This window comes from Paenibacillus phytohabitans (assembly GCF_013141775.1).
In the GTDB taxonomy this organism is placed as follows: domain Bacteria; phylum Bacillota; class Bacilli; order Paenibacillales; family Paenibacillaceae; genus Paenibacillus_AQ; species Paenibacillus_AQ phytohabitans.
This window is the reverse complement of record NZ_WHOB01000082.1, coordinates 58,636-80,825: the sequence shown is the minus strand read 5'-3', so window position 1 is coordinate 80,825 and position 22,190 is coordinate 58,636. Positions and strand designations below refer to the sequence as shown.

Genomic DNA, 22,190 nt, shown 5'->3' with positions numbered 1-22,190 from the left:
TCTCCTTTACATCGTTCGAGTTGTAGCTGAAATAATCATTTCATTGAATTCGGACCGTAATCTTGCCTCAAAATCAGATTCGATCTCGTAAACCTGTGTAAATTCAGCGAAAGACCAACGACCATATCGGCCAAGGTTATTAACTCCAGGAATCCAGTAGGTATCCATTGTAGTTTTCTTTTCTTTAGCATCCTCACGCCTATACCCTTTTATTTCAATTACCAAATGTAGCAAATCTTCATCTCCACGTCCATCATCAACGAGAACAATAAAGTCAGGAATGTACTTCCTTTGCTCAGAACCATAACGGTACGGAACCATCATCCCAAGATTATGGTTTTTGACATATGACTTTACCAATGGATGTGACTCGGCAACACGGCAAAATTCAGCTTCCCAGTCGCTGTCCAATATCACCCAGTTTACGTGACTTTTCCTAACATCTGTTTCCCAACGTGTTACTTTCGACGTATTGAAACTTACATACTTCGTAGATCCACTAGGGTTATAGGCGTCAAGCACAACCTTGACAGGCCTGTCACCTATCAAGGATCGGGTAATGCCAGCAGTAATACGATTACAGGCCATATCCGCCAATTCTTGGTACATTAACAGCGCTGGGTAAGTTCCCCCTCTGCAGAGCAAGCAAGTGTCAAGCCATTGCGTAGTTATCTTCTTGAGCTGTCCAAAAAGATGAAGTTTAGGATCTTCTCCACTATCCCGCCACTTCGTGTAGAGCAAACGTTTAGTAATATTAAAAAGTAGTGTCGAGTCACGTATATCTTTTAAGTGTCCTAAACTCAAGTCAACGTCTTCACCTATAATCCCTGCGTTTTTCGTGATTGAAGGACCAACAATATCTGGAGTTAGTTCCAGAATGGAATCTGTATCGAATATGGCAGAAAGTCGTTCTTCAGGAAGTTCCACTCGATAGCCTTCTACCCGTGGAAATTTTATCTCAAGATGATCACGCTCAGGACGAACAGCTTTAACATGAATTGTTTCCCGAGGAGGCTGTGGAGGTGCAATAACTGGCTTAGCTGTAAAATCAAACGGTATTCCCAGTACATCCGCATACTCCACATTAAAACGACCTTCTTCATTTAATTCGTATGATTGTCGACGCAAAGCACGGCCGATAACTTGCTCACATAAAAGCTGAGTGCTGAAAGCGCGAACGCCTAACACATGTGTCACCGTGTTAGCGTCCCACCCTTCTGTAAGCATGGATACTGATACAACGCACCGGATTGACTCGCCAAGGCGACCTTCTCTACCTACTGTATTCATGACCTCGCGAAGCAATTCTTGATCGGAGAGCGCCTCAGCCCGTCGGCGATCACCAGTTCGTTCTATAATTTCTCTACGAAAACGTTGTATTTCATCATCAGCCATATTCCGAAAGTCTTTGTCTAATGCATTGCCAGATTCCAGTTGTTCGCTATCGATCAAAAGAGTACGTGGACGTGCAATTGGGGTTCCCATGTCATCGAAATTACGAAAAAGCTTTAAACGTCCATTCTCAAGAGTTGTAGACCCATCATCATGTAAACGCTGAAAACCAGATATATAATCATAGACCAATTTAGAAGTTGAAGTATTATTGCAAACAACAATAAAACACGGAGGCACTTTAATACCACTAGCTTTCCACAGCTCAAAGGTTTTTTCGTAGTGACCGTACAATGCGTCTAAAGCGGTTAACAATTCAACCGGTAAGCTGAGTGGATCGAGTGAATTTGCTTTGCCTCGACCCTTCTTCGGCATTCGAGCACGAATATGCTCCCAAAGGTTACGAAATTTTGGCATCTCCCCTCCTGGGATATTGTCAGCCACGGGAACACGAGGGAGTTTTACTATACCGCACTCGATTGCGTCCATTAGAGAAAAATCACTCACAGTCCAAGGGAACAGCGTTCCCTCGGCATATCCCGACCCACTAAGGAAAAACGGCGTTGCTGATAAATCAATGACTCGTCTAATGCCGATTTTCCTATTAACTGTTTCGAGACCCGAAATCCATAACCGAGCAGCCTCGTTATTTAGCTCAGCCTCTTTCTTCTCATCCGGAGTCATCTCCGTTTCGGAATCTGAACTCCTTTTCTCGCGATAGCAGTGATGCGCTTCATCGTTAATGATCATGATATTTTTCATACCCATAAGTTCCGGTAGTACACGTTGGAGCATTTGCCCTTCAGATTCTAAGGTATTGAGTTCATCACCTCTTCCCTGAAGAAGTGCGCGACCACTCTTCGAAAGTTCTACCCGCTCGCGCAGCTTGAACGCATGGTAGTTAGTAATTACAATCTTGGTGCGATCCAAAATTCCAAGCATATCATTAGGGACAAGTTCCCGGCTTTTATAGTAGCTATCAGGATCGTTAGGTTGAAGAACCCTAAGCCGATCACGAATGGTTAATCCAGGCGCAACAATTAAGAAGGCACGCGTAAAGTTGTTGCTTGTAGGTCGACGAACTGCATTAATTGTTTGCCAAGCTATGACCATTGCCATAACAGTCGTCTTACCTGCACCAGTTGCGAGTTTAAGAGCAAGCCTTATCAGTTCTGGATTCGCATCATTACTAGCATTAACAAGATGGTCGAGAAAATCTTTCCCCGTTTTACCTATCTTTGGAGCTACCTCTATTAACCAAATGGCTGTTTCAACCGCCTCAACCTGACAAAAAAATGGGCGCGTATTGCTGAACTTATGATTACGCCAATGTTGGAGCAAGCGAGCGGTTTCCGGAGTGACGTGCCAATCAGCAGGATTCGGAAGGTTTCTCCAGTGATCCACATGGCGCCTTATGGCATTGATAATTGAAGTCGGATCGTACTGTTGTTCCTCATTTGAAAGCCCCCTGCCTTCATCAAATACTATCTGTATTTGTTCGACTGATTCTTTCCTTTTTCTAGGTTTCGGAATCGGTGTGATAAACTCAGCAGGCCTTCTATTTTTAATAATTTGATGCGTAGGCTGACCCTGTTCATCTAACTCCCAATATCTTGCGGGATATTCATAAGGCGAATTGAGTATAGGCCTTTTAAAGAATTCATTATCCATATTTATCCCCTGTATTTACTATTAGTAATACTTTTCTAAACCGTAACACCTGAAAGTATTATAACTCTGTCGCTCTACTTTGAATATAAAAATGGAATATTCCCCTTTTATCGATAGTCTTATAACTAGCAAAAAACAGTATGGATATATCCAATTTAAGTCCTTTTTTTGCTTCTGCCCCTTACTATTAGAGATCCTCTGGCACTGGCCCTTTGCTTGTCTGATCGCTTCAACCTCGTCACAGTGATAGGGATTTGGGTATCTGGATCATCCTTAACCTACAGCTCTGTTTGATACCATCAGATAGCATTTGTATTATCACTCATGTTTGAGCATGTTCTTTTTATCTAACGTGATATAACAAATCCCTGATTTATCATGCAGATAACGGTATCCTGGTGCCACATTCCCCCTCTCTCTCTAACGCAAGATATAGAAAGAGTCCTCCAGTGATTGCTTCAGTTTGCTCAAGGACTTTTAATCCCCATCCATAACAAAACAGAGGATCGGCAGAATGGCTCCGGGTTACCCCCTCTCCAATCAATCTTTCCTCAATCTTTTCAAATCAATAATATAACTCTCTATCGCCCCCAATTGCCTTATCCCGAAATTACCGCCGAACTTTGCAAAGCCAATCGCCTTTGCAAGTACGCCTTCAGATGAGGGTCCACACAGTAGATATAGCACCCCTTCGTTCCCCGGGTCATTAACGTCCGGTAGGTGTTTCGTATAATTTGATCGGCCATTCGGAGCGCCTCGTCCTTATCTTTCTTATACAAGGTCTTGAAGCCTGAAAGGGACTTATCCGTCTTCGCTCGTTTGAACGGGTCGGTGATGATACGGTTATTCTCGTAACGCATATCTTCGCCAATGATAACTCCGACATAGTCAAATTCAAGTCCCTGTGAGGTATGTATGCAGCCCACTTGTTCGATGGATTCAGGGTCGATCGCCCAGGTCGTCGTATTGTTAAGGTTCCAGCTCATGAAGAATTGATACTGATCTAGCTGAATGTCATGAACGCCAGGATTGTTCTTGCCATCCGTCTTCCAATCCCAGCAGTATCCGGCAAGCATTCTTGCCTTATTATTGATCTGATTCTTGCTGAAGATTTCATCCCGTAATTCATTTGGGTCATCATAGAGTCGGATATCATAGTCGAAATCGAACCCATCTGCATTTGCCGTTTCACGGATATCAAGCACATCATCGAGCCATGCCAGATATCCGTCGGAGCCATTACACCTGAATTGAGAAGCCAATGTCAGTTCAGTAATATCCGCATCCATTTGTTCGGCATAATGTCTAATCTGCTCTTTGCTGCCCACATCATGCATGGCGATTTTCTGATATTCATCAATGAAAAATACAGAAAACCGGGCAGCGCGGATAATCTCCATCGTCTGATTAATCCCTTTATTTTTGAACAGGCCTGACTTCTCATTTAAGCGATGCGCCTCGTCAACAATCAAGCAACCGAATTCATCGGGCAATGCTTCATAGTACACACCTGATCCCTTAAATAAGTTATCTATGAACGATTTCTTCACGTTTTGCTGTAGCTTTTTCATGTACACGGCACGAGGCGCACTATTCTTGGTTACATATTGGCAGACTAGTTCTCTTGCCGTAAGCTCTACCAAAAGATTAATTCCGAGAACCGACTTCCCTGTCCCTGGTCCGCCTTCGACAATCAGGACCTGTTTCTTGCCCGACTGTGCTTGCTGAGCCAATCTTAATGCTTCTTCATATACTACCTTCTGATCGTCTATCATAATGAATTCTTGATTTCCCTGTAGCATACTGAGGAGTGAATCCTGCAGCGATTTAGAAGGTTTAATTTTGCCATGTTCAATGAGGTAAAGCGACTTGCTTCTATCGGTTTTTTTAATGAAAGTCGAAATAAACCCTCTTAACTTTAGAGCATCTCCCTTAGAGAAGACAGGAGCATCCTCCAGATATTGATTGTAGACAGGATGCAATAGAGGATCGTTATCGGTCTGTACATAGTTATGTAAATAAGCGCAAGGATAGAGTTGGACCGCTTCATTCTGCACGGTTTCGTTATATTCGCTAATCAACCTGGCGTAAGACCATGCTTGAAAAGAAGGATGCGGCGTTCTAGTCTTTGTTCGATTAAAGTAGGTTTTAACAAGACCATCCGCGTCCTCAACCGTTTCAACTTCTGTCCATTGCTTAAGCTCAATGATAACTACAGAGTATTGATCCTGTTCATTCAAGCCCGTAATCATGAAGTCGACTCTTCTCGAGGTCGCTGGAATTTTATATTCAATCGCGATTCCTACGTCATCTGGAATGGTTGATGTGTTTAATACCTTATAAAGGTAGTTCATGGAATTGTTCCATGCGTTGATTTCGCCCATGGAAACTCTGCCGACTTTTTGGACGTACTGGTTATGAATCTTTACCGCAATGCTGTCTTCGGTCACATCATTCATAAATTGCTGCTTGGTCGATTCATAGATAATCATGGAGTTCTCCCCTATTCATTCACTGCCGCTTACTTTTTTGCGAACTTCCCTTGGAACTGGATACCGGATATTTCTCCGCGTTTTTGTTTATTTTCTGAAGGACAGCTTCCTTTACGTCGATATTCAAATCATGAACGAGCGTTAGCGTGTAGATGAGAATATCAGCGATTTCGTCCTGCATGTCGGAGTAATGTTGCTCTATGGCTTGCTGGCTGTTCTTCCATTGGAAGAGTTCCAACAGTTCGCTAGACTCTAGCGAGATAGAGAGCGCCAGATCTTTGGGATCGTGGAATTGCTTCCAGTCCCTGTCGTCGCGGAATTGGATGATTTTTTCGATTAGTTCGTCCATTTCTAGCACCTCTTCATGTTGATCTAATTCAATCTCTAACACTTGCTCTGCACAAAATAATGATAGCCCAATCCTCAATGTAAATCCATGAAATTCCTAAAATTACACAGAAAAGGACTCCTGATAATCAGAAGTCCTTAACTCAATTCACCAAATCAAATGCTGATTCCATGAATCTGAATTACTCAGCCTCACTTAATTTGCTATACTCATCCGTTACTTTTTGCATTTGTACAATGTGGCGTTTGGCATGTTGGCACAGAAAATAGATATATTGATAAACATCAATCTTGCCTAAGCTATTTACCGTCATTGTAGTTTTATAAAGTATTCCTTCACCGTTTCTCATCTCTTTCAAAAGCTCTTTACATTCGTTAATTTGATTATCTAGTAATGCGCTTATTTGTCCTAGTTCTGTTTCTCCTTTAGGCTCCATATGTTCTGGTCTGATCCAATCAAAAGACTTATGTATAGCTATCGCATCAAGCTCTTGTAAATTAATTTGGCTTGATTCTATTATTGTATTTAAATCTTTCTTTGTTGATAGTTCTATTGCTTTCCGAGTCCCTTTTCTTATTAGGATCAATAAAAAGTGATTGGTTAGTGTTACATGCTCTAATATTTGTTCAATACTCCATCCGGTCTGAGGTTTAAAGGATAGTTCTTCGGGATTTAAAGTAAACCAGTGTTGGTAGTCACTTAATGTTTGAGATAATTCCTTATCTATAACGTTAATCGCTTGGTTTATATTCATGTTTACACCCGCTTTCGAGTTATCTATGAATTGCCTTACCTTCTAAAATTTCATACTACACAAACCCATCCTCAGGCTCCCCCACCTCAAACCCTAACACTTTAGTTGCTTCTGATTTAAACGCTCCAATCCAAGAATCCCAATCACTCTGATTCATTCGAGCAAAGAATGATAATCCACTTGGCTCAACGGATGCCTGAATATAAACATCCTCATCTTCCTGCCCAAACCAGTGTGGAATCCCATCTATGTACCCTCTCCAACCAGGCATACGCTCATAAATATTAGCAACTGTATTCCATACTTCATCAGGCAGATGAGCCCAAATATTCAGATTACAATTATGAGAGGTTATTTCATTCATTTTCCTTCCTCCTATCATTCGAGGCTCAAACGAGTTAATTATCCACTTGCAAAAAGGATTATTTTTCTATATTTTTAAATATAAAGTAACCATTATAATAAAACAAAAAAGGATACTCACTAATGAAAAACAAAATGTTATTACTTCTTATATTGTTATCCGTGTTGTTTGTAAGCTGTGACATCAAAATTGTAAATGAGCCTCAGACGGAGGAGCTTTATAATCCCCCTTCAATCCAGTTAGAAATTGCAGTTGTTGGTGATGTTCCTTTTGATAACATTAGAAATCTAAGCTACATACCCAAAAGCCTCAAAGATATTATTGAAGATCATAATATAAATTATGATGGCTTAATCATTGCAAAGGATTATCTGGCTGAAGCAGCCAAGCAGGAATATAAAGATTTTTTCAGTAACATAACGTATCCGGTATTTTTCATGGGGACTGAGAATCTACTGGTGAATGTATTTCATGACGACAGATTAACTCTTGAATCTGCAAGAATAAATGGTTTTGGAGCTCATGTATCCGGATTTGTTCTATTAGAGGGCAAGTTTCAGCAGTGGGGCTTGTACTTACCAAATAACCCTACAGAACAAGATATGAATAGAGATATGATTCTAAGAATCTCCAATATATTAGAAGATTTCAAAATTCTACGCAGTAACATGAAAACTGCAACTTAAATTCACCCTATAGTGGAGCACGGCAAATCCCCCCACAACTACTTATAGATGTCCAGAAGATGTCCTGCCATCCCTGGCCGGACAAACAGAAAAACCCTCTCCGTAAAGAGAGGGCGCTTCATTAACTACTCTTATCCCATCAACTCATAGAAATACTTAGCTTCCTGAGTCTTGTAGAGACTATACCAGGCCTTCAATTTTTCTGGAGCCATTACATCCAGGGCTTTCAAGACATGTACAGTGAATTCTAGCGGCGCTATTCCAGAGGCAGTGATCAGCTTGCCATCCGTTACAGCAGACTGCATCTGGTAGAGCTCTTCGCCAGTGTACGCGGGACAGATCATTTTGAGGTACTCCAGATCATTGCTTGTATGTGGGCGTGAATTCAATAGTCCAGCCTGGGCAAGCCCCATTGTAGCCCCACAAATCGCTGCCACTAATATATCTTCCTGTATACATCTCGCGGCAAGCCCGAGGATGGGCTTATGAATGGCTTCGGTCCATGTCTCTCCACCGGGTAGAATCAAGGCATCTGCGCTTGTAATGCTGCACTCATCCACCGTGATGTCAGGCATTATTGCCAGTCCGCCCATTGTAGTGATAAGCGTCTTCTCATTGGCTACGGTAACTATTTTAGATGGGGCTTGCCCCTTCTTGTAGTATCTTCCCGAGTTCAGTTCGGCAGTTAAATACCCTATCTCCCAGTCTGCCATGGTGTCGAGCACATATAGATATACCTTATTATTCATTTGTACGTCCTCCTTCAAGTCCTTTCCTGTATTATAAAATAGCTTCACTGACAGCTGCTGTCAGTGAAGCTATTTTAGCTGAACATATAACAAAGACGCTCCGAGACTCCTCCCGAGCGTCTTTCTCCTTCTTTTATGAAGATAACCCTATTAATTCTTCCCCCCATACCCCTTATATGTAGCGTATACGGCATTGGCATATTGATCTGCCAGGATAGGACGGCCATAGGAGTCGGTAGCGCCCGGATACCAGTTGTCGCCTCCGTTATAATGCAGCAATCCGTTATAGATATCTCCGAATCTGACAATCTTCTCATTCAGGATCAATGCGCCCAGGTATACCTGATCCTGTTCGCTGCTGTGATTATACGCGCGGCCGAATTTGGCGCTGAATTGTGAGGCATAGGCACCCCGGGTGTTCGGTTCGACCTGCATTAATCCGTCGCCGGCGGATGGGCTGCCGGGCAGGCCTGCTCCGAAGCTGCTCTCCTTCTTAATCACCGCACTCAGCAGCAGTGCGAAATCTCCACCCTTGCCATAAGCATTGTCTGCATTCACGACATAGGTCCAGATTTGGCTTGGAACCTCAGCAGGCTTGGTTACAGAAGGAGGCTGTGATCCGGTATAGATCTTAACCGAGGTCATCTTGTCGTTGACACTGTCGCCAACCCAGGAGGAATCTGCCGAATAGGTCCATTTGGCTCCTCCAAAGCTATCATTCTCATAGACTTCAACCGTCCAGCCGCCGGGAACCTTGAGCGAGGACATCCAGTCATTCGGAATGCCTGCAGCATTCAGCTGGGACAGTACATAATTGCCTACTCCAAGGGTTACTGCCTTCCCGCCATAGTTGATATCTGCATAGAATGTGACTCCGTTTGTTGATGGGGGTGTGGTTGGTGTAGGGGTCGGTGTTGTTGTTGTTCCGCTCTTCCATAGTGCAGGAACATTAGGCGGCTCCCAGCCTGTGAGGGAAGTATGTGCCTGAAGACAGGTATACGTACCTCCGCTATAGGTTACTGTATCATTTACTGCATATGCCGTATTAGGAGCCCATGCTCCTCTGGTGGCCGCGTTTGCCTGCGGTAAGGCTGTGAAGAACAGGGACAGGAATATGGCTGCAACTACCAAAAGGGATAAGGCTCTGGCTGGAACTTTTTTAATCAATCTCTTAAACCTCCTTTATTTAATTTACCGGTTTCGCCCATTAGGCGAACCACAGGTATATTGTATTGTCGTTTGTGAAAATAATTCCATCAATTTTACTCCCCAACCCCTTGCTGTTATGACAAATTCCGCGTTTTCACTCCTTACATTTGGTTCCATCCTGGTGATTTAACGCATTCATGAAATTTTTACATAACTTTTACTTCACGCTATCAACACAGCTTCCTGTAATGATGCTATCATGAAACAATCAACTCATTTATAGCGAATTTTGTAGATTGGAGTCGGCTTCATGATGAGGGGTATTCTAAGGTTCGTTTCTCGTAATATCTTCTTTCACATAGCGGTTGCCGTTGTTATCGGTCTCGCCATAAGCTATGCCATCGTGCCTGTAACGCCAGGCGCCCCCAAGCTTCGAAGCGAAGAAGGCGTTCTGGATCTAACGCAGGATTCTATCCTTAAGACTCCGCTAAAGTTGCAGGGGGAATGGGAATTCTACTGGCAGGAGCTGCTCTCGCCAGAGGATATACGGAGCCGGATGGCAAGCGGGGAAAGGGCTGACCAGTATATCAGCATCCCCAGCTCCTGGCTGGGCTACAAGCTTGATGGTCAAGAGCTGGAAGGGCAAGGCTATGCAACCTTTCGGCTGGTCACCCGGCTTAGTGAACAGGACAGGAATGAGCGGCTTGCGCTGCGGCTGCCTACCATTTTTCATGCATATAAATTATGGGTGAATGGAGATCTGCTGGCGGAAGTTGGCGAGGTTGGTCAGGACAAGAGTAGCGTGACACCGCGTCTGGCAACGAAGCTGGTGTTCTTCCAGCCCGGGAGCGATACCGTAGAGCTGGTTATACAAGTTGCAAACTTCCATCATAAGCGGGGCGGCATCACCACGTCTATAGAGCTGGGTGGCAGTAACGTATTAGCGGCCAAGACCACTCGGAAGGTTGCCGCAGAGATGTTCATAACCGCAAGCCTGCTGGTCATCGGCGTGTATCATCTGCTACTCTACATGCTGCGGCGCAAGGACAGGGCACCGCTTTATTTTGGACTATTCACTGTGTTGTTCGGTATCCGGTCCCTGCTGGTCGGCGAGCTCATGTTCACACAATGGTTTCCCCGTTTTCCGTGGGAATTGCAGTTCAAGCTCGAGTATCTGATTCTATGTGTCAGTGGTTATATCATCACCATGTATTTTGAATGCATTTTCCCGAATTATGTGTCGCGGTGGTTTCGTCTGGGCAGCCGGATCGTAACGAGCGCGCTCTGTCTGGTTGTTGTACTGACCCCTGCAATTATATATTCAAGAATGTTACTGCTGATCGGTGTAATCGTTGTTCTTCACATGGTGTATCTGATGGTGGGTCTGGCTGAAGCGGCTGTGCGGCGTATGGAGGGTGCGCTGATCTTCCTGCTCGTGTCGATGGTTGCTCTGGTAACGGTGATCAACGATTTCCTGTATTTCAATGAATGGTCACTCATCGGTAATACCTCTCCGTTTGGGCTGCTCATATTCACGATCGCACAGATGATTCTGCTGTCTTCCAGATATACGCGGGCGGTAACGAACGAAGAGAGAATTGCACGTGAGCTGTACGAAGCCAATAACAAGCTGACTGAAATGAATTCCAATCTGGAGCAGCTCGTAATGGAGCGTACACATGCCTTATCCGCAGCCCACGAAGACCTCCGCATGTCGTATGAGCGGTTACTTCAATCCGAGCAAGGCAGGAAGAAGCTGCTTGCCTACATTACACATGATCTGCGTATGCCGCTGTCCAGCATGCTTGGATATGTCGAGGCTGTGATCGACATGGTTAAGCCGGAACGCAATGAACAGTACCTGGAGTATATCCGGGATAACACGGTAAGGATTAACCGCATGATCGGGGAGTTGTCCTTCTTGTCGCATCTGGAGACGGGGCAGGTAGAATATCGTATGGAGCCGGTTCATGTGATTCACTTCCTGCGCGGTTTCTATGAACAATATGAGCTGGTAGTGCGTGACGCGGGGCTTGATTTCAACCTGGATACCGGACATACGGAGGATCTGGGAGCCTTCTTGCCTGTTGCCGGGATCGATGCGCAAAGATTAACGCAGGCGCTATTTAATCTGGTGTCGAATGCGATGAAGTTCACCTCTAGCGGCGGGATGGTGCGTCTTGCTCTAACCTGGGATGAGGTGAAGGATACCCGCTCTGCAATCATTAGCGTACAAGACTCTGGTACGGGCATTCCCCCTGAGCAGCTCGAGCAAATCTTCGACCGCAATTACAGGGTTGAGCGGCCGGGTATGGACATGGGAGTAGAGGGCAGCGGGCTTGGGCTGGCGATTTGCAGGGAAATCGTACAAGCGCATGGCGGAACGGTCCGGGCGGAGAGCGACGGCAAGACGGGGTCGTTATTCTATGTATCGCTGCCTTTGTATCCGGGAAGCAGGAAGGTGACAACATGATGGACACGTACAAAATTATGATCGTCGATGATGATCCCCATATCTGTGAGATTGTCCAGGCGTATTGCGAACGGGAAGGCTTCGTATCCTCGTATAGCCATAGCGGGACAGAAGCCATGCTGCTGCTTGCATCGTTTAATCCGGATCTGATTGTACTGGATGTACTGCTCGCTAATGAGAACGGCATTGACTGGTGTAGGAACGCACGCAGCTACACGAATGCGCCGATTGTGTTTCTGAGCAGTCAGGAGGAAGACGAGGTGAAGATCAGCGCATTATCTTATGGCGGCGATGATTATGTGACCAAGCCGTTCAGTCCGGGAGTCCTCATGGCCAAGATTAAGGCTCACCTTCGCAGAGTATCGACGGGCAGAAGGGAACAGCTGCTGGAGTTACCGGGCTTGACGCTGGATTTCTACGCACAGTCCGTCAACATGGGCAGTAAAACGATTTTTTTATCGAAGAAAGAGTTCAGTCTACTGTCCTATATGGCACAAAACGTTAATCAAGTCGTCACGGTCGATACGTTGTTTCATCTCATCTGGGGAATGAAGAGTCTGGAGGATACGAGAACGGTCGCCGTACACATCAGTAATTTACGCAAAAAAATCGAGGCAGATCCTGTCAATCCGGAGAGAATCCTTACGATTCGGGGGGCCGGATATATGCTGGTTGCCGGCAAGCGTTGAGCATAGCAATGTTCCCATAATAAAGGTTCAAGCATGAACTCTCGCTTGAACCTTTGGCATACTATTCAGAGCGCCCCCCGCCGCAGCTCATAGAAATACTGCACCACCGGATGCTTCAACTCCATCTTCTCCGTCATACTCAAAATCCGCTTTTTCCCGACTCTTCGATCCACCAGCGCAAGAATATTAAGTACCATGTCCCTGCTCTCCAGGCTCTCCTCAATAGGAGTAGTCAGGAACTTATTCGCGGCCACGATGAAATTCGATTTAACGAGTGTTGCCTGTGCGGACATTAGCTCTTTGGCATGCTCTGTACTTAATCTGCTTCTGGCCATTATGATTAGGCGATCCTCCGGCACGGGTCCCTTGGCAGCTTGTCTGACCGCTTCAATGTCGTCCTTACTGACAGGAATGCGGATTTCCGGATCATTCTTAATCTCCAGCTCTGTCTGATACCATCGGATCGTGTTCGTTTTATCGCCCATATTGAGTATGTTCCTTCTGTCTACTGAGATGTAACAGATTCCCGATTTATCAGGCAGATAACGGTAACCCGGCGCGCGGTATTCTACCCTGCCCTCTAACGCAGGACTGAGAAAGCCCTCCAGCTGCTGCTTCAATTTGCTCCAGGACATGTAATCCCACCTTCCACACGGAATTCTAGAATCCTGGCCGTCTAATTCCCAAGCTCGTCCGCCCCGTCCTGCTCCCTGCTCCCGAACTCCTCCAGCAGCGCACGCACTTCACTTGTCGACTTCGTGTTCATTAAGTTATTTCTTAATTCACTGGCCCCGCGGAAGCCGCGGACATAGATTTTGAAGAACCGCTGAAGCGGACTGAATGAACGTGGCTTCTGTTCCGAATACTCATCATAGAGATCCAGATGCAGCCGCAGCAGATCAAGTAGTTCCGCACTGCTGTGTTCCTTCGGCTCCTGCTCGAACGCAAACGGATTCTGAAAAATCCCGCGCCCGATCATAATCCCGTCCACACCATACTCTTCAGCGAGCCTCAGGCCGGTCTGACGGTCGGGGATATCCCCGTTAATAGTCAGCAGGGTATGCGGTGCGATCTCATCACGAAGCTTCTTGATCTCCGGAATCAGCTCCCAGTGGGCATCCACCTTGCTCATTTCCTCCCGGGTACGCAGATGAATCGACAGATTCACAATGTCCTGCTGCAAAATATGGGTTAACCAGCCGCGCCATTCTCCCAGGTCAGTGAACCCGAGTCTTGTCTTCACACTGACGGGTAGTCCTCCGGCTTTCGCCGCCTGGATGATCTCTGCTGCGAGTTCGGGACGGCAGATCAGGCCGCTTCCCTTCCCGTTCTCGGCTACATTCGCTACAGGACACCCCATATTTATATCGATGCCCTTGAAGCCTTCCTCAGCCATGCCGATGCTCATCTGCCGGAAGTATTCCGGCTTATCCCCCCAGATATGAGCGACAATCGGCTGTTCATCCTCTGTATAAGTCAGACGCCCGCGCACAGCATGGTGCCCCTCCGGGTGACAATAGCTCTCTGAATTCGCAAACTCCGTGAAGAACACATCCGGTCTGCCCGCTTCACTTACGACATGGCGAAACACGACATCCGTCACATCCTCCATGGGTGCCAGTATGAAAAAAGGGCGTGGTAGTTCACGCCAGAAATTATTCATCATATTAAAAACCTCTCTATAAATAGCAAGATATTAAAGCAAATTATATCATAATCCCGGAGGAAACATACTTACCCAATTAATTCATGTAAGACGGAACGACTCGCATATGGTAAAATAAAGAAGAATTTACTTTCCAGGTGAATGTAACTTCAAGCGATCAAGAAGGAGAATGAATATGAGAATATGCAGTGACAACGCTCCGTGCAAAGTCTGAACCGGACGAAACTGCACGGAGCGGATTGAACTCGTCCGTTCGGCTTTGCACTTTCATTGAATCGTTAAGAATTCATTGAAAGAGGAGCAGAGTCATGATAACAAAATTCAAAGTCAACCTCAGGGAGCTTCGTACTTTCCTGATTTTATGGATTACACAGTCCTTCTCGGCACTGGGCAGTGCAATGACCGCCTTTGCCCTGGTGATCTGGTCTTATCAGCAGAATGGATCGGCTCTAACCAGCTCTCTGTTGGTTATCTGTTCCTACGCACCTTATGTGCTGCTCAGTATCTTCGCAGGTGCACTGAGCGACCGCTGGAACAAGAAGGCTACGATGCTGATCAGTGACAGCTTTGCGGCACTTTGTACCGTCACGGTCCTTATACTGATGACAATGGGTAAACTCCAGATCTGGCATCTGTATCTGATTAATACCTTGACTGGCGTAATGAACACTGTACAGCAGCCGGCGTCGGATGTAGCGATCAGCCTGCTGGCTCCGCAGCAACATTATCAGAAGGTTAGCGGAATGCGTTCCTTTTCCAACTCACTGGTTACCATATTGACGCCTATACTCGCTACTTCAATACTTTCCTTCACCAGTGTCCGGGTTGTGATTCTGTTTGATCTGATTACCTTTGCCACAGCGTTCACGGCATTGCTATGCTGTGTCCATATCCCGCAGGTTCCTAAGCGGAGCAGCACCGATAGCGAGACGATATTGCAATCGGCTTCAAGCGGCCTGCGGTATCTCAGGGATAACCGTGGCATTCTGGATTTGATCCTTTTTTTGGCCTTGATCAATTTCACCGCCTCCATTTTCAATGCTGCCCTGCCCGCAATGATGCTCTCACGGACGGGTGGCGGAGAGCTGGCGCTGGGGATGGTCAACACCGTTACAGGGATAGCCCTGATGCTTGGGAGTATTTCGGTTGCTATCCTGCCGCCGCCCAGAAGCCGGGTCCGGGTCATTTGTAATTGCCTGCTTTTTTCCATGAGCACCGAGAATTTCTTCCTTGCCTTTGGCAGAAGCACGCCTATATGGTGTTTGGGTGCAATCCTCGGATGGATATTCATTCCTGTTATGAACGCTAATATGGATGTGCTGTTCCGCTCCACAATTCCTATTGAGATGCAGGGGCGTGTCTATTCGGCAAGGAATACCTTGCAGTTTTTCACCATTCCATTGGGATATCTGTGCGGCGGTATATTGGTAGACAGGGTGTTTGAACCCTTTATGGCAGGGCAGCCGCTAGGCAGCCTGTGGGTCGCACTGGTCGGAACAGGCAAAGGCTCCGGAGCAGCTTTGCTATTCCTGGTAATCGGAATCACCGGTGCATTATCTTGTCTGCCGTTCCGGGCGGACAAACATATCTGGAGGTTGGAGGAATAGCTTCTTCTCCCCCAACTTACCCCAACTGCAATTAGCACAGGGCGGCTCTACGGCTGCCCTGTGCTTTTTCAATTTCCGAATATATCCCAAATGCGAATTAACATAAACGTTTCCAATTATTCATAATTCATCCTAATCCAGATGAATACGTTAACATTCGGATCGTATGCTATAAAGTCTGACCTCACTGAAATCACTAAGAGGAGGAAAATGGATGTCGTTCGGGTTCCGGAAGTTGGGTGTATGGTTTGCAGCTTTGATATTGCTGGCAGGTGCTTATGCGTATCCGGGTTATGAAGTGAAGGCTGAAGGTGCAGCAGGCTATTATCACACCTCAGGCAACAAAATCGTGGATTCCGCCGGGAATCCGGCCGTATTCAACGGACTGAACTGGTTTGGCTTCGAAACCGCGAATTACTCTCCGCATGGGCTGTGGTCCCGTTCCATGGATGATGTGCTCGACCAGATCAAGACGGAAGGCTATAACCTGATCCGGCTGCCCTACTGCAACCAGATGTTCGATGCAGGCTCTGCAGCCAATAGTATCGATTATGCCAAAAATCCTGATCTGGCCGGCCTTACGCCGGTGCAGATTATGGATAAACTGATTGAGAAAGCCGGAAACCGCGGCATCCGGATCTTCCTTGACCGGCACCGGCCGGACTCCGGCGGACAATCAGCGCTGTGGTATACTGCGGCCTATCCCGAAACCCGCTGGATCAGTGACTGGGTGATGCTGGCCCAGCGCTATGCAGATAATCCTACCGTCATTGGAGCCGACCTGCATAACGAACCGCATGGTACGGCAAGCTGGGGAACAGGTAATCCTGCCACAGACTGGCGGCTGGCCAGTCAACGGGCAGGCAATGCCATTCTCGCCGCGAATCCGAACTGGCTCATTATTGTCGAAGGCATTGAGACCAACGTTCAGGGCAACTCCAGCAGCTATTGGTGGGGCGGTAATCTGACAGGCGTGCGTAATTACCCGGTCACGCTTACTGTACCGGACCGGGTGGTCTATTCCCCGCATGATTATGGTCCCGGCGTTGCCTCACAGACCTGGTTCAGTGCTGCCGACTTCCCCAATAATCTGCCGAAGCTGTGGGATGATACCTGGGGATACATCAGCAAGGAACAAATTGCCCCGGTTCTTGCCGGAGAATTCGGCGGGCGCAGCGTAGATACCCTCTCGGCGGAAGGGAAATGGCAGCATGCGCTTGTAAGCTACATCGGCCAGAACAATCTCTACTGGACGTACTGGAGTCTGAATCCGAACAGCGGAGACACCGGCGGACTGCTGCTGGATGACTGGACCTCCTGGAATGCGCCGAAGCAGGCTATGCTGGACCTTATTATGAAGCCGGTCACCTTCACCCCTATTGGTGATCCTGGCGGACCCGGTGAAGGCCCCGGATCTGGCGACCCTCATGCCACACTGCTCTACCGTGCCGGTGAGACGGGGACGGCCGTGGGCTCAATCCGGGCGAGTCTACAGCTGAAGAACGAATCCGGCACCTCTATTCCGCTGAATGAGCTTACGATACGTTATTGGTACAACAGAGATGGGAATGCTGCACAGACCCTGGAATTTGATTACGCGGTCATCGGCAAAGAAAAATTGCTGACGCAAATCGTCCCCTTGGCTACACCGCGAACAGGTGCAGATACTTATGCGGAGATCGGGTTCACGGCAGGTGCTGGCTCACTCGCAGCTTCCGGCACAACCGGAGATATTCAGTTCCGCATTCACAACACGAATTGGGCGAATCTCAACCAGGCTAATGACTACTCATTCCAGCCCGCCATCATCAGCTACGCCGCGAATGACCACATCACGATTTATCATCAAGGCCAGCTGATCTACGGAATTGAACCCTAAATGTCTGAATTGACCATAGCTGGTGAGCTGTCTAATGGTTACGCTTAATGTGCAGGAGCACGTTAAGGGAGGATGAAAGAGATGTATGCGCACCATAGACAGACGCTGGAGAAGCTGGTGGAGAAGCAGGCGAAGGACCCTTCCTGCCTGGCAGTAATCACCAGCGGTTCGGTAGCCCAGGGAACCGCCAAGGAGACCTCGGATGTGGATGTTCATCTGGTATTCACCGATGAGGCCTATGAAGAGTATGACCGGAAGAATAGGCTGTCCTACGTAGACCGGGAAGTCAGTACCTATGAAGGCGGTTACGCCGATATCAAAGTGATCAACCTCCGGTTCCTGGAGCTTGCCGCGGGGCGGGGCAACGAGCCGACGAGGTATGCTTTTACCGGATCGGATGTACTATTCTCCAGAATCCCGGAGCTGGGCGAGCTGGTTGCCCGAATCCCAATCTATCCTGAAGAGAACCGGGAACACAATCTGCGGGACTTTTGCGCCCAGATCTTCCTGTATGCTTTCTATTTCGCCAAAGAAGCGGCCCGGAAGAACGACGCCTACCTGCTCGCTCACACGGCCAGCAACCTGGTCTTCTTCAGCGGGCGAATGATCCTGGCCTATAACCGGATGCTCTTTCCAAGCCACAAGGGGCTGCTGGATGCTGTTGAGGCTGCAGAAGCTAAGCCGAAGGACTTCCGTAAGCTCGCTGCAGAGCTGCTGCAGTCGCCCGGCGCAGATAAGAGTATGCGCTTCGCCGCGAAGGTGCTGGCTTTCTATAATCACGGCCTTACCTTCGAGCAGGCGCTGGGCATTTATGTGGTGAGCAACGAGCGCTCTTGGATAGAGCAGCCTCCTTCCTTGCAGGACCGTTAACAACAAACAGCGACTCTCCGATGATGGAGAATCGCTGTTTTGACGTTTGGGCCAGGGGCAGATTGCTACTTCATAGATAAACCCGGTGCTGCTGCGCCTCGGCCATGATCAGGGATTGCAGGTGTACCCGTTCCCATGTAGCTTCCAGCTTCTCCGCCTTTTGCCCGCTCATTATTTCTGCGAAAGCCTCCAGCTGATTGACATAATAGTTCATCGGCTCGAATTCACACAGGGTGCTGCGGTTGTCCGGCAGATCATGCCGTATTTTGATTTTGTAGAAGCCTTTGACCGGCCGGAAGAAATCCGGGACCGTCAGCACTGTCTGCGCGAAATGCAGGGTATGCGAAGCCCGGAAGGGCAGCTCGAAGGAAGTCAGACATTCAGCTTCCAGACCGTTCTCATATTGCAGCGCCGCCTGAAAGGTCCAATCACAGCCCTCCGGCCCGTCAAAAGCAGACTTCGCCCTGATTTCACTGGGCTGAAGACCGATAAGGGTCTGCAGAAACTGCAGCCAATAGCAGCCCAGATCGGCAAAAGCACCTCCGCCCTTCGCCTTGACACTGCGGTAATTCCCGGCATATCTGTCCTTGGCAGGTACGGATATTCTTGTACTGATCTTATAGAGCGGGCCGAATTGCCCGGAGTCGACTATGGACTTAAGCGCCTGCTGCCAGGGGTGGAAGGCAATCATGAGACCTTCGGCGAGCTTCGGAGCGGCGGAGCTTTCTTTTACCAGCCGTAACCGTTCAGCTTCTTCGGGATGCAGGCACATCGGCTTTTCTACCAATACATGCTTCCCCGCCTCCAATGCCCGGAATGCCCATTCTGCATGAAGCTCATTGCTGAGTGCAATATATACCCCATCCAGACCGCCAAGCTCCAGCAGCTCCTCCAGACTGCCCGCCACATAAGGAATCTGGTAAGCCTCCGCCAGTTTCACTGCCTTTTCCAATGTCCGGTTGGCGATTGCAGCTATCCGCACCTTCTCCACAACCCGCGCTGGCTCCAGCATGGCGGGTACAGCAATATTCGAGGCACCCAGGATACCGAGCCTATAGGCAGGCTGATCACACCCGTTCTTCATACATGCGTCAGGGCAGCATAGGTATTCAGGTACAGCACATTGCATTTGGAGCAGGCCGGCGACAAGCCTTCATCCAGAATCCGCCGCAGCCTGTCGTAGCGGGCTGAATTCCATATTTCCGTCAGCGGTTGCTCCTTCACATTGCCAATGGCCAGCTCGCCAAAAAATTTGCAGGCACTCACCATCCCGTTCGGAGCAATATCCACCCGGGTACTGAGCGCCAGACATTTCGATGTACTGCGGGAGAGCATCGGCTTGCCCGCCACAAAATCCTCGATTTCATCAAAGTCGAGCCCCGGCTGGTAACGGATTCGGGTATTATGCCAGGTGTTGCTGTTGATCCGCTTCAGGTCTTCGGTCAGCCTTGTGACATTCTCCGGTTTGATATGGTATTTGAAGGCATGCCAGCTGCTCCGGTGATCCGGCGGAAGCTCCGCCAGCCACTGGAAGTGCTCATCGTAGAACCGGTCCATTTCCAGGCTGGTGTCCGCAGAGATATACCACGGGAAGCAGAGCAGTACCAGATCGACGCCCTTGTGCTCAAAAAACTCCACCAGCTCATACAATCTGCCGATCATATTGTCATTAATCACATTGTGCACAGAGATCCGGCCGCGGAAGCGGCCTTGCCTGCGCAGCTCGAGCAGCCGTTCGACGCTCTCGATCACCTTCTGAAAGGAACCTTTGCCGCGCAGCAAATCATGCTCCGCCTCGAACCCCTCGATCGGAATCAGCAGCTCCAGGTTGTCGGAGATTGCACACAGCTCCTCTTCATACTTAGGAATCAGATAGGCATTGGTACAGATCGTGGTGTCCCGGGGATGCTCTTGCAGGAGCTCCAGAATCTGCTTGGTATCCCGGTGAAACAGCGGCTCGCCGCCCCATAAATACAGGCGGGACTGCGCTTCATCCGTCTCCTCCAGCAGCCTCCGGATCATCTCCACATCCATATCGAGGTTCTGCTCGGCGGTGTCCATATCATGATGATAGCCGGATTCATTCCACTGGTAGCAATGCTTGCAGCGGAGATTACAGCGGTTGGTCAGCTTCAGGGACATAATCTCCGGCATAACGGTTTTGAACCCTGGATCTAGCTTGCGTTCCCTGTGCGGGACCACCACATTCTTAATCGTACGTTTCAGGGCCTCAAAGGACTTGGCGTCCAGGCTCACTCTACTGGTAGGCTGCATTAGCTTCTCCCTTCTGCTGCGGATAGCTGCTCCGCATAGCTTGCCGCATAATCCGGGTACCGGCCCTTGGCTGACTGGAGGTTGTCCGCCAGCTTCCGCAGTGCCTCACGGTCAAAGCCCATCTCGGCCCACTCCCCGTACCGGATGCCGTACCCAAGCTCTACCCACAGATCGCTGTTAATCTTCTCATGCGGGCCGAAAGGGTCCAGCAGCACCAGCGGTGTGCCTGAGGCCAGTGAATCAATCAGGGCGCCTCCACCGGGCTTGCTGATAACTGCGAATGCCTGACGGATGACGCCATACATCCCGTCCTGGTAGTTACGGCAGGGCGGATAGCGGTCCGGCTGGCTGACGGTTACTTCTGCAAAAGGCGGGAAGGTATACTGCCCGCTGCTGTCACGCTTCCAGGTCCGCCACTCCGGATCGTTCATATAATAACGTCTTCCATGGACGGCCTCTCCAATCTCCTGAGGACTGTATGAGGCTATATCCAGTTCATACCCTGCCGACTCCAGGCTATCAAACTTCTCACGGAAGGTGCCAATTCCCCAGCCGCCGCCATGAACAACCAGTCTCCCGTTCCTGGCCGCAGCGGGCAATGCCTCCGCGGGTCCGGCATCTATGCTGCATAGAATCTCCCTTGCCGCAGGGTCATACATAATTACTTCGCGGTAGCCTTCCGCGTAACCGGGATTCAGCCTGCGGAGATTCTTCCATGACGGCGAGAGGTCGGCATCAATATAGAGCAGGTCAGCCTCCACAGGAAAGCCGGCCAGTTCACGGTACCTGTCCATGACATGCACCCAATGCCCGGATAATACAATGAAGCGCTGCCGTTCTTCCTGCTTCCATTGCTGTAATAAATGTTCCACGGCCGCAGCATCCAGGCTGCCCCGGATATCACCCGGTATTTTCTGCGAGGTCAAGGCTACGGCAAAGCTCTGCTGGTACGCTTTGCGGCTGTTGTCTGTCTGCTGTTTTTTGCTGTCGGACATGAGTGTTTCAAAAACCTCAATCTCCGCCTGGATGCCAAGTGCGGTAAGTCTCCGTTCCATCAGCAGGCCGGGGACATAGAAGCCCAGACCAAAACCAGAGCATAGAATCGTCACGGTGTTATTCATTGGAG

At 48.4% G+C, this 22,190-nt stretch carries 18 protein-coding genes and 1 pseudogene; 6 read left to right on the top strand and 13 right to left on the bottom strand.

The features are described 5' to 3' along the window. Positions 1 to 6 precede the first annotated feature (6 nt). From GC101_RS27400 to GC101_RS27380, 6 genes and pseudogenes are all read right to left on the bottom strand, one after another. Positions 7 to 3,063 carry a BPTD_3080 family restriction endonuclease gene (locus tag GC101_RS27400; protein ID WP_171719908.1) on the bottom strand — a complete coding sequence of 1,019 codons (3,057 nt, stop codon included), beginning with the start codon at positions 3,061 to 3,063 and terminating at the stop codon, positions 7 to 9. 216 nt (positions 3,064 to 3,279) lie between these two features. After that, positions 3,280 to 3,525 (bottom strand): annotated as a pseudogene (locus GC101_RS36980) (SF0329 family protein); the annotation flags it as partial. 137 nt (positions 3,526 to 3,662) lie between these two features. Continuing rightward, the gene (locus GC101_RS27395; RefSeq protein WP_171719907.1) at positions 3,663 to 5,555 is read right to left on the bottom strand and encodes a DUF2075 domain-containing protein; all 1,893 of its coding nucleotides are present in this window, start codon (positions 5,553 to 5,555) and stop codon (positions 3,663 to 3,665) included. Between the two features lie 19 nt (positions 5,556 to 5,574). Then, entirely contained in the window at positions 5,575 to 5,904 is a 330-nt protein-coding gene (locus tag GC101_RS27390; protein WP_171719906.1) for a MazG-like family protein, read from the bottom strand. 181 nt (positions 5,905 to 6,085) lie between these two features. Beyond that, positions 6,086 to 6,658, bottom strand: a complete 573-nt coding sequence (locus GC101_RS27385; RefSeq protein WP_171719905.1) for a DinB family protein — start codon at positions 6,656 to 6,658, stop codon at positions 6,086 to 6,088. Positions 6,659 to 6,713: 55 nt separating this feature from the next. After that, positions 6,714 to 7,022 (bottom strand): hypothetical protein, encoded by a 309-nt coding sequence (locus GC101_RS27380; RefSeq protein WP_042133482.1) that lies wholly within the window; start codon positions 7,020 to 7,022, stop codon positions 6,714 to 6,716. 122 nt (positions 7,023 to 7,144) lie between these two features. Between GC101_RS27380 and GC101_RS27375 the strand changes: the two genes are divergently transcribed. Continuing rightward, the gene (locus GC101_RS27375) at positions 7,145 to 7,708 is read left to right on the top strand and encodes a hypothetical protein (RefSeq protein ID WP_171719904.1); all 564 of its coding nucleotides are present in this window, start codon (positions 7,145 to 7,147) and stop codon (positions 7,706 to 7,708) included. A gap of 131 nt (positions 7,709 to 7,839) precedes the next feature. Here GC101_RS27375 and GC101_RS27370 read toward each other — a convergent pair whose 3' ends face one another. Beyond that, positions 7,840 to 8,457, bottom strand: a complete 618-nt coding sequence (locus GC101_RS27370; RefSeq protein WP_171719903.1) for a type 1 glutamine amidotransferase family protein — start codon at positions 8,455 to 8,457, stop codon at positions 7,840 to 7,842. A gap of 150 nt (positions 8,458 to 8,607) precedes the next feature. Continuing rightward, entirely contained in the window at positions 8,608 to 9,624 is a 1,017-nt protein-coding gene (locus tag GC101_RS27365) for a carbohydrate-binding protein (protein WP_171719902.1), read from the bottom strand. A 292-nt stretch (positions 9,625 to 9,916) separates the two neighbouring features. Between GC101_RS27365 and GC101_RS27360 the strand changes: the two genes are divergently transcribed. Then, positions 9,917 to 12,079 carry a sensor histidine kinase gene (locus tag GC101_RS27360; RefSeq protein ID WP_171719901.1) on the top strand — a complete coding sequence of 721 codons (2,163 nt, stop codon included), beginning with the start codon at positions 9,917 to 9,919 and terminating at the stop codon, positions 12,077 to 12,079. Further along, complete coding sequence (locus tag GC101_RS27355) at positions 12,076 to 12,768, top strand: response regulator transcription factor (protein ID WP_246354536.1); 693 nt, start codon at positions 12,076 to 12,078, stop codon at positions 12,766 to 12,768. The genes GC101_RS27360 and GC101_RS27355 overlap by 4 nt, the downstream gene beginning before the upstream one ends. A 65-nt stretch (positions 12,769 to 12,833) precedes the next feature. On the opposite strand, the gene GC101_RS27350 is transcribed toward GC101_RS27355, so the two are convergent. Both GC101_RS27350 and GC101_RS27345 read right to left on the bottom strand, forming a co-directional pair. Continuing rightward, positions 12,834 to 13,403: an SF0329 family protein gene (locus GC101_RS27350; protein ID WP_171719900.1), complete on the bottom strand. Its 570-nt coding sequence runs from the start codon at positions 13,401 to 13,403 to the stop codon at positions 12,834 to 12,836. Between the two features lie 41 nt (positions 13,404 to 13,444). Then, positions 13,445 to 14,434: a tRNA dihydrouridine synthase gene (locus GC101_RS27345; RefSeq protein WP_171719899.1), complete on the bottom strand. Its 990-nt coding sequence runs from the start codon at positions 14,432 to 14,434 to the stop codon at positions 13,445 to 13,447. 308 nt (positions 14,435 to 14,742) lie between these two features. Between GC101_RS27345 and GC101_RS27340 the strand changes: the two genes are divergently transcribed. The 3 genes from GC101_RS27340 to GC101_RS27330 all read left to right on the top strand — a co-directional run bounded on the left by GC101_RS27340 (position 14,743) and on the right by GC101_RS27330 (position 18,790). Next, the gene (locus tag GC101_RS27340) at positions 14,743 to 16,041 is read left to right on the top strand and encodes an MFS transporter (RefSeq protein ID WP_171719898.1); all 1,299 of its coding nucleotides are present in this window, start codon (positions 14,743 to 14,745) and stop codon (positions 16,039 to 16,041) included. 214 nt (positions 16,042 to 16,255) lie between these two features. After that, positions 16,256 to 17,920, top strand: coding sequence for a cellulase family glycosylhydrolase (locus tag GC101_RS27335; RefSeq protein ID WP_171719897.1), 1,665 nt, complete (start codon positions 16,256 to 16,258; stop codon positions 17,918 to 17,920). A gap of 72 nt (positions 17,921 to 17,992) precedes the next feature. Beyond that, positions 17,993 to 18,790 (top strand): nucleotidyltransferase domain-containing protein, encoded by a 798-nt coding sequence (locus tag GC101_RS27330; RefSeq protein ID WP_171719896.1) that lies wholly within the window; start codon positions 17,993 to 17,995, stop codon positions 18,788 to 18,790. Between the two features lie 70 nt (positions 18,791 to 18,860). Here the strand turns inward: GC101_RS27330 and GC101_RS27325 are convergent, their stop codons facing one another. Genes GC101_RS27325 through GC101_RS27315 form a run of 3 tightly spaced genes read right to left on the bottom strand, consistent with a single transcriptional unit; the run spans position 18,861 to position 22,185 of the window. After that, positions 18,861 to 19,874: a Gfo/Idh/MocA family protein gene (locus GC101_RS27325; protein WP_171719895.1), complete on the bottom strand. Its 1,014-nt coding sequence runs from the start codon at positions 19,872 to 19,874 to the stop codon at positions 18,861 to 18,863. Beyond that, positions 19,871 to 21,064: a radical SAM/SPASM domain-containing protein gene (locus tag GC101_RS27320; protein WP_171719894.1), complete on the bottom strand. Its 1,194-nt coding sequence runs from the start codon at positions 21,062 to 21,064 to the stop codon at positions 19,871 to 19,873. The genes GC101_RS27325 and GC101_RS27320 overlap by 4 nt, the downstream gene beginning before the upstream one ends. Beyond that, positions 21,064 to 22,185, bottom strand: coding sequence for a glycosyltransferase family protein (locus GC101_RS27315; protein ID WP_171719893.1), 1,122 nt, complete (start codon positions 22,183 to 22,185; stop codon positions 21,064 to 21,066). Before GC101_RS27315 ends, GC101_RS27320 begins: the two co-directional genes overlap by 1 nt. Between the last annotated feature and the right edge of the window lie 5 nt (positions 22,186 to 22,190).